Consider the following 12,406-nt stretch of genomic DNA (forward strand, 5'->3'; position numbering starts at 1 on the left):
TTGCCACGAAAGAGCGACCTGTGACCGCCCACTCCTCTGCCGCCCACAGCATGACTGGCATGCGTCCTCGGCGCTTCCTGCCCAACGGAGCGCTGCGGGGCCGCGTGCGCGTGCCGGGCGACAAGTCGATCAGCCACCGCGCGATCATGCTCTCCTCGCTCGCGGTGGGCGAGAGCCGCATCACCGGCCTGCTCGAAGGCGAGGACGTCCTGGCGACGGCGGCCGCTATGCGGGCGATGGGCGCGCATGTCGAGCGGACCGGATCCGGCGAGTGGCGGGTCAACGGCGTCGGCGTCGGTGCGCTGCTCCAGCCCGAGCAGGCGCTCGACATGGGCAACTCGGGCACTTCGACGCGGCTGCTGATGGGGCTCATCGCCAGTCATCCGATCCAGGCGACGTTTGTCGGCGACGGCAGCTTGTCGAAACGTCCGATGGGGCGCGTGATCGAGCCGCTCTCACTCATGGGCGCCGATGTCACCTCCACTGTCGGCGGCCGCCTGCCGCTGATCCTGCGTGGCGCATCGCCCGCGGTGCCGATCCGCTACCGCCTCCCGGTCGCCTCCGCCCAGGTGAAGAGCGCGGTGCTGCTGGCCGGCCTCAACACGCCCGGGATCACCACGGTGGTCGAGCCGGTGCCGACGCGCGATCATTCCGAGCGCATGCTGCGAGGCTTCGGCGCGGACCTGAACGTCGAAGTGGACGATGACGGCGCGCGCGTGATCACTGTGCGCGGCGAGGCGGAACTGCGCCCGCAGGTGATCGACGTACCGGGCGACCCCTCCTCGGCCGCATTCTTCGTGGTGGCCGCGCTGCTGGTCGAGGGCTCCGACCTGACGATCGAGAACGTCGGCCTCAATCCCACTCGCGCCGCGCTGTTCGACGTGCTGCGCCAGATGGGCGGCAGCATCGAGGAAGTTAACCGCCGCGAAGTCGGTGGCGAGCCGGTCGCCGACTTGCTCGTGCGTCACTCGGCGTTGCGCGGTATCGAGGTCGACCCGTCGGTCGCACCCAGCATGATCGACGAATTCCCGATCCTGTTTGTCGCGGCCGCAATGGCGCAGGGCCGCACGACGACCAGCGGGCTCGACGAACTGCGGGTTAAGGAATCCGACCGGCTCGCCGTCATGGCCACCGCCCTTTCGGCTGCCGGCGCTCGCGTAGAGGAACGCGAGGATGGCCTGGTGATCGAAGGCACTGGCGGCGAGCTGCTGCGTGGCGGATCAAACCACCCCGTCGCAACCCACCTCGACCATCGCATCGCCATGAGCATGGCCGTCGCCGGGCTCGTCAGCCGCAGCGGTGTCGAGATCGATGATACTCGCCCGATCGCCACCAGCTTTCCCACGTTCGAAGGGTTGCTCGACGGCGCGGCGATCAGCGAAGCGCGCGCATGATCATCGCCGTCGATGGCCCGACCGCGTCGGGCAAGGGCACCATCGCCAAGGCCCTCTCGGTGCACTTCGGCCTGCCACACCTCGACACGGGCCTGCTCTATCGTGCGGTCGGCCGGCAATGCTTCCTGGATGACGGCAATCCGGACGACGGCGGCGACGCTCTGGCGGCGACAAGCTTCCCCGATGCACTGCTGGACGATCCCGAATTGCGCTCCGAAGCGAGCGGTGGGCTGGCGAGCCGCGTCTCGATCCACCCGTCCGTCCGCCAGGCCCTGTTCGACCGCCAGCGCAGCTTCGCGCTGCAAGCTGGCGGCGCCGTGCTCGACGGCCGTGACATCGGCACTGTCATCGCCCCTGACGCCGACGTGAAGCTGTTCGTCACCGCCAGCGTCGAAGCGCGTGCGCGCCGGCGCTACCTGGAGATGCAGGCACAAGGCCGCGATGTATCGCTCGACGACATCGCCGCCGATCTTGCGGCGCGGGATGCGCGCGACACGCAGCGCAAGGATGCGCCGCTGGTCGCGGCGGCCAATGCCGTGGTGCTGGATACGTCCGACCTCGACCGCGACGAAGCGGTCGCCGCAGCGATCGCCCTGGTACAAGGACGCTGATCCTCCTCGCCCCGCTGGGGAGAGGATGCTAGCGCCCAGCCCCCCAATCTCCTTGCTTTTCGCGACCCACAGGCATAAGGGCCGCCGGTCTAGCGGGGCGCAAACCTCGCCAGGCGCCGCGAACGGTATCCGGCCGCCGCGGCAGTTCGGCCCTTTTTGGCCCGCTTACGCAATGGTGCGGAAGGCGGAGGAAAGACCGGCGGAAACAACCGCCTGGCCGGAATACCAAACTCGAGAGAGACAACTCATTTATGGCCACTATGGCAAATCCCACTCGCGATGATTTCGCGAAAATGCTCGACGAGCAGCTCGGCGGCGCCGGCGAAGAAGGCTTCGAAGGTCGCGTCGTCAAGGGCACCATCACCGCGATCGAGAACGACAAGGCTGTCATCGACGTCGGTCTCAAGAGCGAAGGCCGCGTGCCGCTGCGCGAGTTCGCGCGCGGTGAAAACGGCGAGCACGGCCTGAAGGTCGGCGACGAAGTCGAAGTCTATGTGGACCGCGTCGAGAATGCCGACGGCGAAGCGATGCTGTCGCGCGACCGCGCTCGCCGCGAAGCCGCATGGGACAAGCTCGAGAGCGAGTTCGGCGAAGGCAAGCGCGTCGACGGCGTGATCTTCGGCCGCGTCAAGGGCGGCTTCACCGTTGACCTCGACGGCGCCGTGGCGTTCCTGCCCGGCTCGCAGGTCGATATCCGCCCGGTCCGCGACGTCGGCCCGCTGATGGACATCCCGCAGCCGTTCCAGATCCTCAAGATGGATCGCCGCCGCGGCAACATCGTCGTGTCGCGTCGCGCCGTTCTGGAAGAGACCCGCGCCGAGCAGCGCAGCGAGCTGATCGACAAGCTGACCGAAGGTCAGGTGATCGAGGGCGTGGTCAAGAACATCACCGACTACGGTGCGTTCGTCGACCTCGGCGGCATCGATGGCCTGCTCCATGTCACCGACATGAGCTACAAGCGCGTCAACCACCCGAGCGAGGTCATCAACATCGGTGACACCGTGAAGGTGCAGATCATCCGCATCAACTCGGAAACCCAGCGCATCAGCCTCGGCATGAAGCAGCTGGAAAGCGATCCTTGGGAAGGCGCAGCAGTCAAGTACCCCGTTGGCGCCAAGCTGCACGGCACCGTCACCAACATCACCGAATACGGCGCCTTCGTGGAGCTGGAAGCCGGGATCGAGGGTCTGGTCCACGTTTCGGAAATGTCCTGGACCAAGAAGAACGTCCATCCCGGCAAGATCGTCTCGACCTCGCAGGAAGTCGACGTGGTCGTGCTCGAGGTCGACTCCGAGAAGCGCCGCATCAGCCTTGGCCTCAAGCAGGCCATCGGCAATCCCTGGGAAGACTTCGCGGCTAACCACCCGGTCGGCAGCCAGGTCGAGGGCGAAGTCAAGAACGCCACCGAGTTCGGCCTGTTCATCGGCTTGGACGGCGACGTCGATGGCATGGTCCACATGTCCGACATCGCGTGGGGCATCTCGGGCGAGGACGCGCTGGCTCTGCACCGCAAGGGCGAGCAGGTCTCGGCCATCGTTCTCGACGTCGACATCGAGAAGGAGCGCATCAGCCTCGGCATGAAGCAGCTTGAGCGTGGTGCTCCGGCTGCGGGCGGCGGCGCGACGGCAGCAGCCGGCGGCGCGGGTGCCGGCGGTCTGCGCCGTGGTGAAGTCACCACCGTCACCGTGCTCGAAGTTCGCGACGGCGGCCTCGAAGTGCAGGCTGGCGACGATGGCGCCACCGGCTTCATCAAGCGCTCGGACCTCGGTCGCGATCGCGACGAGCAGCGTCCCGATCGTTTCCAGGTCGGCCAGAAGCTCGATGCGATGGTCATCGGCTTCGACCGCTCCAAGAAGCCCAACTTCTCGGTCAAGGCGCGTCAGCTCGCCGAAGAGAAGGAAGCGGTGGAGCAGTACGGTTCGTCCGACTCGGGTGCGTCGCTCGGCGACATCCTGGGCGAAGCGCTCAAGGGTCGTAGCTGAGCCAGGCTATTAGGCGACGTTTGCGCAGCAAACGGTAGCCTAGCCGCCGATCAGGCGAAGCTCGGCCGGCGGGTCGAAGAACCCGTCCGACGTCATGGGGTGCAAACCCCATGGCGGCTGAGCCAAGCACCGAACAGAAAAGCCCGCCCGGCACTCAGCCGCGGCGGGCTTTTTCTTGACCTCCGTTCGTGTCGAAGAAGGGGTGACATGCTCGGAGCACGCCGTAGATGGTAGCGCGAGGAGACCGCCCATGCTCGAAGTGCACCAGTTCCCCTGCCTGTCCGACAACTATGGCTTCCTGCTCCACGATCCGGTGAGCCTGGAAACAGCCTGCATCGACACGCCGGATGCCGACGCCTACTTGCGCGAGGCCGCCGGAAGAGGCTGGCAGATCACGCAGATCTGGAACACGCATTGGCATCCCGATCACGCCGGCGGCAATGCCGCGATCAAGGCCGCGACTGGCTGCGTCGTCGTTGCACCCGAAGTCGATGCCTCGAAGATCGAGGCGATCGATCGCATGGTGAAGCATGGCGATGTGGTGAGCCTGGGCGGCTACTCGGCGCAGATGATCGATGTCGGCGGCCACACCAAAGGGCACGTCGCCTACCATGTCCCGGAAGCAGGCATGGCTTTCGTAGGTGATGCTCTCTTTGCGCTAGGCTGCGGCCGAATGTTCGAAGGCACTGCACCGCAGTTCTGGGCCAGTCTCTTGCGCCTCAAGGCCCTCCCGCCGCAAACCATGCTCTACTGCGCGCACGAGTACACCGCCTCAAACGCTCGCTTCGCGCTACACGCCGATCCCGACAACCGCGAACTCGCTGCCTACGCCGAAGAGATCGCCACTCGCCGAGCCAAGGACCAGCCGACGGTCCCGACCAAGTTGGACCGCGAATTAGCCGCAAACCCGTTCCTGCGAGCCGACGATCTTATGCTACAAACACGCTGGGGCGGCGGAGATGCGATCGCGACCTTTGCTGCGCTCAGGGCTGCAAAGGACACGTTTTAGAAAAGCTTACTAGCGCACCGCGCATGAGCGAGCAGACAGATTGGCGATAAGCCTTCCCGCGCTCGGCTCGCCAGTAATCCCCGTAATTCGCGCCGCGCAGCTGATGATCGTGTGGCACATAACCACGTCGCCATACTGGATTGCCGAAGCGCCCAGGTGACGGCCACCGGCTCCTTCACATCAGCCCCCGAGCGCCGCAAACGAAAACCCCCGCACGATGGCGGGGGTCTGTAAGCTCAGCCTTGGACCGAAGCGATCAAATCGCGCCGATGGACTGGTCCACCAGCGCGCGGTCGGCGTCGGCGGAGTAGTTGTTGCGGATGAGGCCTTTCGCCGCCTCGGCCGCCGCGCGCGCAGCCTTGGTGCGCAAGTCGGCGACCGCGGAACGCTCGGCAGCGCCGATCTTGTCCTGCGCCATCTTCTCACGACGGGCGATCACCTCGGTGGTGTCGGCCTCTGCCTTGGCGACGATCGCTTCGGCTTCGTGGCGTGCATGCTCGATCACCGATGCCGCATCCTTTTCGGCATTGGCGATCTTGTCGGCGTACTCCTGACGGAGTGCCTCGGCTTCAGCGCGGAGCGACTTGGCCTGTTCGAGCTGGCTCTTGATGTCGGCGATCTTCGCATCGAGGCCGGAGGTGACCAGCTTGGGCACACCCTTCCACAACGCGATCAGGATCAGCACGATCATGGAGGTGCTGACGATGGCCACCGGCGGGGCAACGCCCAGCAACATCGGCTCGGCATGCTCCGTGCCGGCGTGGGTTACGGCATGGGCGCCAGCATCGGGCGCGTCGCCGGGAAGTCCGGAGACGTCCTGAGCTTCGGAGAGCGGTGCATCAGCCATGAGCGAGCTTCTCCTTCACGACCGAGCGGGCGGCGCCGTCATCGACGGTTATACCAGCAACCCGGGCCACCACGTCACGCGCAGCGTCGGTGGCGACGTTCTCGATCTCGGCGCTGGCAGAGGCGAGTGCTTCGGCGATGCGCGCCTCCGCTGCGGCGATCTTGGCGTCGAGTCCGCGCTGGGTCTCCGCCAACCGCCCTTCGGTGGCGAGAGCCGCCTTGGAGCGTGCGTCGGCAATCACGCCTTGCGCTTCGGCGCGGCGCGCGTTGTCACGCGCACGCCAGGCCTCTTCCTGGACGTCGGCTTCGCGACGGGCCTGTTCGGCCGCCGCGAAATCGTCCGAGATCTGCTTGTCGCGGTGCGCAACGGTGTCCATCACCTTGGGCACCATGCCGCGCCCGACGATGAAAAAGGCAAGGCCGAAGAACACGACCAGCCAGAAGATCTGACTGGCGTAGAACTCGCCCAGCTGTGCGATCTGTGGCATTCGTCAGCCCCGTTCCCTGATCTGCGTCTCAATGACTATCGTAAGTGCCGCGATGGCCGGAAGCGCCGCGAGGACGCTCCGACCTCAACGGCAGCGTGCGATCAGGCGAATATCAGCAGCGCGGCAACGACGAACGAGAGCAGGCCCAGAAGCTCGGCACCGGCGAAGCCGATGAACAGGCGGCCCTGCTGCGCGTCGGCAGCACCGGGGTTGCGCAGCGCGCCTTCGAGGAACTTGGCGAAAACCGAGCCCACGCCGATCGATGCGAGACCGCAACCGATTGCAGCGAGACCGGCTCCGAGCAGCTTTGCAGCATCTGCGTCCATTTTGAAAACTCCCTTTGGTAAATCAGTGGTCGTGGAAAGGATGATCAGTGCAGGTTCTCGGCGTCGTTCAAATAGACGCAGGTGAGAAGCGCGAAGACGTAGGCCTGGATACCGGCGACGAGCAGCTCGAGCGCGCAGATTCCGACCATCAGGACGAAGCTGGGCAGTCCGGCGATGGCGAACAGGCCGATGTTGGCGTTGCCGGTGCTGATCACGAAGCTGGAGAGCACTTCGAGCAGCACGTGGCCGGCCATCATGGCGACGAACAGTCGCAGGCCGAGGCTGAACGGGCGCACCAGGAACGAGATCAGCTCCACGCAGAAGATCAGCGGGATCATGACCACCGGAGTGCCGTGCGGCACGAACAGCGAGAAGAAGTGGAAGCCGTGCTTGGCGAAGCCGACGATGATGACGATCGCGAAGGTCACGACCGCGAGGACGCCCGTGGCCGAGAAGTGGCTTGTGAAGGTGAAGGCGTGCAGGCCAACGACGCCGAGCGGCAGCAGGCCCAGGAAGTTCGCGAACAGGATGAACATGAACAGCGTGAACATGTAGGGCACGTACTTCTTGCCTGCGGGACCGACGTTGGCCGCGAGCAGCCCGTCGATGAAGCCGGTGAAGCTTTCCACCGCCATCTGCCAGCGGCCGGGCACGAGCTGACGCTTCATGCCACCGGCGACGAACACCAGCATCAGCAAGGACGCCAGCGCCATCCACAGCGCGGAGTTGGTAAACGGAATATGGTAGCCCGCGATCTGCCAGCCATCGGTGCCGAACAACGGCTCGATGGTGAACTGGTGCATCGGATCGACTTTGCCCGCCTCGGCTGCCACGTCTGCCCTCTTTACCTGTCTCTACATGCGCGACCAGCGCCCCTTCATGGTCCCTACGGCTTGAAGCCGAAGGATCAGTCAGGGCGCCGGTTGGACATCCGGATGATGTTCCTGAAGGCGACGAAGATTCCGAGGAACAACATCACCAACAGACCCCAGGGGCGCGTGGCGGGGATGAATTGCTGAACAACCCACCCCAGAAACGCGCCGCCCACGATACCCCCGAGCAAGTCGGCGAGGACGCGGTTGCCGGCGCGATAGTTCGCATCGGCCTCCCCGCCCGCCACCGGCTTGGTGCGCTGCTCTTCCTGCTCGCGTGCGGCGCGGAGCCGCTCATCGAGCGCGTCGAGACGCGCATCCTCGCCCGAAGGGTCTCGTGCGTCAGGTTCGTCGTTCACGTCAGCCCCCATTTAGCGCAGGAACTTGCGACACGCTCGACGGCCTGCCCGCCGTAGGCATCGGCGCCTTAGGGTGGGGGCAATTTCGTGTCAACCGGTGCGGTTATGTTGCACGGCCTTATGCCCGGAGAGGCTCACCTCAGGGACAACGCGGATCTCTCTGCGGTGCGCCAGCGCCGCGGGTCTGCCAGCTGCCGTCGGGCGCCTGGTACTTCTCTCCCGCCGCGGTGCGCTGGATCAGGACGCAGCCTTGCGTGAAGGCGTACTCCTCGACCGTGGCGTTCTGCGAGGCCGCACGCTCGGTATAGTTGGCGCGGCGCTGGATGTTGATCTTGTCGGCAAGTGCCCGGACGTCGCCGCCACCGCCGATAACGCCGAGATAGCCATCAGTCTTTTCGCCCACCTGCCCCGAAGCGCGTGCCGCAGCGTAGGCGGGATCCCGGTCGGCCCAGGCCGGCGCGGCCACGCCCGCCAGCGCCAGCGCAAAGGCAGGCCCGGCGAGGGTCCAGGAGCGGATCAGAGTGCGTGCAGTCATGGTCATCAGAAAATGTCCGGGTTGGCTTCGATGTTCTGCTTCACGTCTTCGGCGAGGCGATAGATCACCTCCTGCTTAATGTTGATGTTCAGCTCTATCACGATCGGCTTGTCGGGTGCGTTCACTGAGATGCACCCGGCGAGACCCGTCGTCCCAAGCATCAACATCGCCAGCGCGGTAAGTCTACGCCGACCCGACCGGCCTGCTCCTTCGCTAGCCTGCATATCGAAGCTTGTTGCAGGCGAGACAAAGGCAGTCAATCGTGAGGACGTCATGGCATAGTCTCGCTTGCGGCAGGCTGAACGGAGTGTTTTGTGGGATCAACCGATTTCAGAGGTAAGCTCGGGTGAGGCAGCGCGCGCCCGTTCGCGTCGATCAGGCCGAGCGTGCGCGGATCGCGGACGAAGGCAGGATCGTACAGCGACTTGAACGAGGTCACGAGCTGGAAGAACGGAGCGCGTAGGTTCACGTTAAATTGGATTGGCAGCTTGGCGATGCGGCGGGTGAGAAAGTTCTTCGAAGCCCCCTGCCCTTGGGTCACGCCCGAGAAGCTGAGGCGCGTGACGATCTCACCTTCTAGGGCGCCGTTCATGCCGATGCTCATCTGCCGGTAGTCGAGCGATCGGAGAGTATCGAAGGCGAAGTTCGCCATCGTCGACAGGTCCTTGTACGTCAGCTCGCCCACGTAAGACACGTTACCACCCGGGGGGCGGGATTTGAGCAGCCCCCCTTCGATGCGGCCGCCGTTCTGGTCGAAGATCAAGGGAAGCGTGCCGTCGAACGTGCCGGTGGCGTTGAGATTCGCAAGCTCGAGCCGCTGCACGAACAGCGCAGCGTCGGCGCCGGTCACCTCCAGCGTGTAGTTCTGCACCGCGTCGGTGCCCACCGCCATGCGCGTCGGCAGCAGGCGCAGGGTGCCGCCGACGAAGGGCCAGGTACCGCCGTTCACCGCGATGACCAGGCCGGGCTGCAAGGCATAGGTGATCACGCCGTCGTTGACCTCGATGCCAGGGTTGATCGAGGCGACGCGCAGCTGCTGGTCGGGCGCGGTGACGAGGCCGAGCAGGTCGGTGAAGCGGATCGTACCGGCCACACCCTGCACCGGGCCGAACGCGGCGGCAAAGTCGAGCTTGTCGGTGGTAAAGCTGCCGGTGCTGGTGACGCCTGCGGCATCCCAGTCGATCCGACCGCTCCCGCGCACCGTGCCGCGGGTGTTGGCGACGACGCCGAGCGCGAGCCGGGTCAGCGTTTCCGGCTGCACCTTCTCATCGAAGGTAATGTCTTGGACGGCCAGGTCTGCATGTCCGCTGCCGCGTGACAGGTCGTGGCGGATAGTCGCGAGCACCACCGCGCGGTCGCTCGCCGGTTCACGCATGAGCGCAACGGCATCGATGACGTTGTTCCTGAGAGTCAGCGTGGCATCGCGGGCGATCACCGGCTGGAACCGGTCGACTTGCTCGCGATCCTCCAGGCGGAACGATCCCTGGCCCAGCGACAGCACGCCGCCGGCATAGCGCCAGGCGCCGCGCACCTCATGCAAATCGAGCGGCACGGCGTAGAGCGACACGTCCGAGCCGTCGAAAGTGCCGGCGATATCGCGCCCAGCGCGGGCGTTCAGATTGGCGATGCGGAAGTGCGAGGCAGTGGCCGCGGGCCCGAGCAGCACGTCGATGCCGCGCGCGGTGATAACGCCGGGATAGGCAAAACCGACGGGGCCGCTCGCCAGGCGAATCGGTGTGGCGCCCAGCCGCCCGGCAAGGTCGAGCGACGCCAAGCCGCCGGCGATGCTCAGACGACCATCGGCCAGGCGCAGCATCGGCCGGCCCCGCGCGGGGCAAAGCGTCAGCTGCCGCCGATCGATCGACAGCGAGGCCAGCGCCAGTTCGTCGAAGCGCACCTCGGCGCATGAGCGCCAGAGTTCGATCGTGTCGTCGTTCCAACGGCCGTCCACCGGCACCAGCAGGTTGCGCGCGCTGCCACCCGGCAGCGCTCCGCTCGCGAGGATACTTCCGGTGAAGCCGATCGCACCCGAGCGCGCCTGGACCACGGCCATTTGTGGCATCGCCAGGCTGGCGTCGCCTGCGCGGTACTCGGGCATCTGCGCACGCAAGACCAGGCTGCCGTCGTTCGCGCGCTCCATGCGCCCGCCAATGCGCGGCAGACCATCCCCGCCGGTGACGAAGTTGCCGCTGATCCGCGGCAGGCCCTGCGCGCGGGCGAGCACCTGAACCCGCGAAACTGCCAGTAGCGACTGCCCGCTGGTTCCCTGCAACGCTGCGCGCGGCACGACGACAGAGATCCCTTCCGAACCGCGGCGGGCCAGGAAGGCACCTTCGAGCGTGCTGGCGCGGGTCTCGCGCGCAAAGGCGCCGCGCATCCGGGCTAGCAGCGGCGCGACCAGCGTGCCCTCAGCACTTGCTTGCGCTCGCGCCAGCGCGCGATCGAGCATGGGACCGCCTGATAGCCCCGATCCCTTCACGTCACCTTCGACCTGAATGTTGGCGAAGTCCTGAGCCGAACGCAGCCGGCCGCTCACGGCAAGGCGCTCGGCCCTCGCTTGCGCGGCGGCGAGGCGACGCGCCTCCAACTCGAAGCGGGTGTTGAGTGCATGTGCGCGATAGGTGAAGGTCGCCTCGCCGTTCAAAGCGCCTTGCGCGCCTTGCGGCAACGCCCCGGCGCCGGTCACGAGCTGCAACTTACCCTCGCCACCGTCCAGCGCACGGTCGAACGTGATGTCGGTCGCCATTGCCGTCCGTTCCAGCCTTCCGCCCCGCTGCGGACAGGAAGCACGCGCCAGCCGCAGCGGGCCGACAAAGCGCGGCCGCTCGGACGCGACAGTCAGCCGGCCATAGATGCTCGCCTTCTCCACCGCGCAGCCCGCGACATCAAGGCGTGGAGCGATCGCCGCCAGTTCGCCGTCAAAGCCACCGCGCAGCTGGCCCTTGCCGTCAACCTTGATCCCGACCGGACCGAAATCAGTACGGATCAGCGCGCGGCCGTCCTGGATGCCAAGGTCGAGATCGGGCAGGCGGAACGGCGCCTTGCTGCCGGTGAACAGCACTTTGTCGAGGCTGCCGAAGCTGGGCTTGCCGCCATGCACACGACCGTAGAGCCTTGGACGCACCAGCGTGATGCGTCCGATGCCAGGGAAGCCAAATCGCAGGCGCGTCCTGACATGCACTTCCGCCACGGTCAGGTCGGGCCGCTCTTTCGGGCCGACGACCAGGTTGCGAATGACCTGCTCGTCCGGGCCGATCGCGGCGACTTCGTAGGTCGCAGGCAGGTCCATCTGCTCAAGCTGCGCAGCGATATAGTTGTCCGCGATCGACTTGCGCGTGACCCATACGTAGGCCAGCGCCAGCACGAGCACTGCGACCAGGCACGCAGCAGCGACGCGCCACCCGCGACGGGCCGGGCGCAAGGCGCTATCGTCTGCCGGCTGTTCGTCGTGCTGCACCATCGGTAGCATCACTTGCGCTGGCGAATCTTGAAAGGCAATGAATTCCCCCGACGATGGCCGACGATCCCTGCCTGTTCGGCGCCGCTGCGGCGCCCGCCTCTAAGCCCAACGTCGGGAACGATCCGTCCGGCCACCGCAGCCGGCTGCGCCAGCGATTGCTGGAAGGCAACGACGATGCCTTGCGCGACCACGAGGTGATTGAATTGCTGCTCATGCAGGCGGTGCCACGCCGTGACATGAAGCCGGTCGCCCGCACGCTGATCGATCGCTTCGGCTCGCTGGCCGCGGTGCTGACGGCGGACCCGCGCACCCTCGCCGCGCATCCCGGCATGGGTGAGGCGACCGCGGCGGCGCTCAAGATCGTGGTCTTGGCCGCGCGCCGGCTCGCCCGCCAGAAGGTGCGCGAGGCGCCGGTGATCGGATCGTGGCAGACGCTGATCGACTACCTGACGATCGACATGGCGCACCTCACCCGCGAGCGGGTCCGGGTCCTTTATCTTAACAGATGAAATATGGTTGTATGG

12 protein-coding genes and 1 pseudogene are annotated in these 12,406 nt (G+C 66.2%); 5 read left to right on the plus strand and 8 right to left on the minus strand.

Annotated features, from left to right (window positions below):
* Positions 1–59: 59 nt before the first annotated feature.
* The 4 genes from aroA to gloB all read left to right on the plus strand — a co-directional run bounded on the left by aroA (position 60) and on the right by gloB (position 4,996).
* Positions 60–1,394, plus strand: coding sequence for a 3-phosphoshikimate 1-carboxyvinyltransferase (aroA, locus tag GV044_RS06165; RefSeq protein WP_159870974.1), 1,335 nt, complete (start codon positions 60–62; stop codon positions 1,392–1,394).
* Positions 1,391–2,005, plus strand: coding sequence for a d(CMP) kinase (locus GV044_RS06170; protein WP_159866877.1), 615 nt, complete (start codon positions 1,391–1,393; stop codon positions 2,003–2,005). The genes aroA and GV044_RS06170 overlap by 4 nt, the downstream gene beginning before the upstream one ends.
* Positions 2,006–2,256: 251 nt before the next feature.
* Positions 2,257–3,987, plus strand: coding sequence for a 30S ribosomal protein S1 (rpsA, locus tag GV044_RS06175; protein ID WP_159866880.1), 1,731 nt, complete (start codon positions 2,257–2,259; stop codon positions 3,985–3,987).
* Between the two features lie 250 nt (positions 3,988–4,237).
* Entirely contained in the window at positions 4,238–4,996 is a 759-nt protein-coding gene (gene gloB / locus GV044_RS06180) for a hydroxyacylglutathione hydrolase (protein ID WP_159866883.1), read from the plus strand.
* Positions 4,997–5,252: 256 nt separating this feature from the next.
* On the opposite strand, the gene GV044_RS06185 is transcribed toward gloB, so the two are convergent.
* The 8 genes from GV044_RS06185 to GV044_RS06220 all read right to left on the minus strand — a co-directional run bounded on the left by GV044_RS06185 (position 5,253) and on the right by GV044_RS06220 (position 11,882).
* A complete protein-coding gene (locus GV044_RS06185) occupies positions 5,253–5,843 on the minus strand; it encodes a hypothetical protein (RefSeq protein WP_371741577.1) in 591 nt (196 codons plus the stop codon).
* Positions 5,836–6,330: an ATPase gene (locus GV044_RS06190; RefSeq protein WP_159866886.1), complete on the minus strand. Its 495-nt coding sequence runs from the start codon at positions 6,328–6,330 to the stop codon at positions 5,836–5,838. The genes GV044_RS06185 and GV044_RS06190 overlap by 8 nt, the downstream gene beginning before the upstream one ends.
* Before the next feature lie 101 nt (positions 6,331–6,431).
* Positions 6,432–6,656, minus strand: a complete 225-nt coding sequence (locus tag GV044_RS06195) for a F0F1 ATP synthase subunit C (RefSeq protein WP_058735464.1) — start codon at positions 6,654–6,656, stop codon at positions 6,432–6,434.
* A gap of 44 nt (positions 6,657–6,700) precedes the next feature.
* Positions 6,701–7,489, minus strand: a complete 789-nt coding sequence (locus tag GV044_RS06200; RefSeq protein ID WP_159866889.1) for a F0F1 ATP synthase subunit A — start codon at positions 7,487–7,489, stop codon at positions 6,701–6,703.
* A gap of 74 nt (positions 7,490–7,563) precedes the next feature.
* Entirely contained in the window at positions 7,564–7,887 is a 324-nt protein-coding gene (locus GV044_RS06205; protein ID WP_159866892.1) for an AtpZ/AtpI family protein, read from the minus strand.
* Between the two features lie 139 nt (positions 7,888–8,026).
* Positions 8,027–8,428, minus strand: a complete 402-nt coding sequence (locus GV044_RS06210) for a YdbL family protein (RefSeq protein ID WP_236554743.1) — start codon at positions 8,426–8,428, stop codon at positions 8,027–8,029.
* Positions 8,428–8,583, minus strand: coding sequence for a YnbE family lipoprotein (locus GV044_RS06215; RefSeq protein ID WP_236554745.1), 156 nt, complete (start codon positions 8,581–8,583; stop codon positions 8,428–8,430). Before GV044_RS06215 ends, GV044_RS06210 begins: the two co-directional genes overlap by 1 nt.
* Before the next feature lie 110 nt (positions 8,584–8,693).
* Positions 8,694–11,882, minus strand: a complete 3,189-nt coding sequence (locus GV044_RS06220; RefSeq protein WP_236554747.1) for a YdbH domain-containing protein — start codon at positions 11,880–11,882, stop codon at positions 8,694–8,696.
* Positions 11,883–11,935: 53 nt separating this feature from the next.
* Here GV044_RS06220 and GV044_RS06225 point away from each other — a divergent pair.
* A pseudogene (locus GV044_RS06225) lies at positions 11,936–12,385 on the plus strand (RadC family protein); the annotation flags it as partial.
* Between the last annotated feature and the right edge of the window lie 21 nt (positions 12,386–12,406).

Source organism: Novosphingobium sp. 9U (assembly GCF_902506425.1).
GTDB lineage: Bacteria > Pseudomonadota > Alphaproteobacteria > Sphingomonadales > Sphingomonadaceae > Novosphingobium.

Coding starts and splice junctions, on each gene's coding strand:
- rpsA (WP_159866880.1), top strand. CDS start 2,257: ATGGCCACTATGGCAAATCCCACTCGCGATGATTTCGCGAAAATGCTC.
- GV044_RS06220 (WP_236554747.1), bottom strand. CDS start 11,882: ATGGTGCAGCACGACGAACAGCCGGCAGACGATAGCGCCTTGCGCCCG.
- GV044_RS06185 (WP_371741577.1), bottom strand. CDS start 5,843: ATGGCTGATGCACCGCTCTCCGAAGCTCAGGACGTCTCCGGACTTCCC.
- GV044_RS06190 (WP_159866886.1), bottom strand. CDS start 6,330: ATGCCACAGATCGCACAGCTGGGCGAGTTCTACGCCAGTCAGATCTTC.
- GV044_RS06170 (WP_159866877.1), top strand. CDS start 1,391: ATGATCATCGCCGTCGATGGCCCGACCGCGTCGGGCAAGGGCACCATC.
- GV044_RS06215 (WP_236554745.1), bottom strand. CDS start 8,583: ATGCTTGGGACGACGGGTCTCGCCGGGTGCATCTCAGTGAACGCACCC.
- gloB (WP_159866883.1), top strand. CDS start 4,238: ATGCTCGAAGTGCACCAGTTCCCCTGCCTGTCCGACAACTATGGCTTC.
- GV044_RS06210 (WP_236554743.1), bottom strand. CDS start 8,428: ATGACCATGACTGCACGCACTCTGATCCGCTCCTGGACCCTCGCCGGG.
- aroA (WP_159870974.1), top strand. CDS start 60: ATGCGTCCTCGGCGCTTCCTGCCCAACGGAGCGCTGCGGGGCCGCGTG.
- GV044_RS06195 (WP_058735464.1), bottom strand. CDS start 6,656: ATGGACGCAGATGCTGCAAAGCTGCTCGGAGCCGGTCTCGCTGCAATC.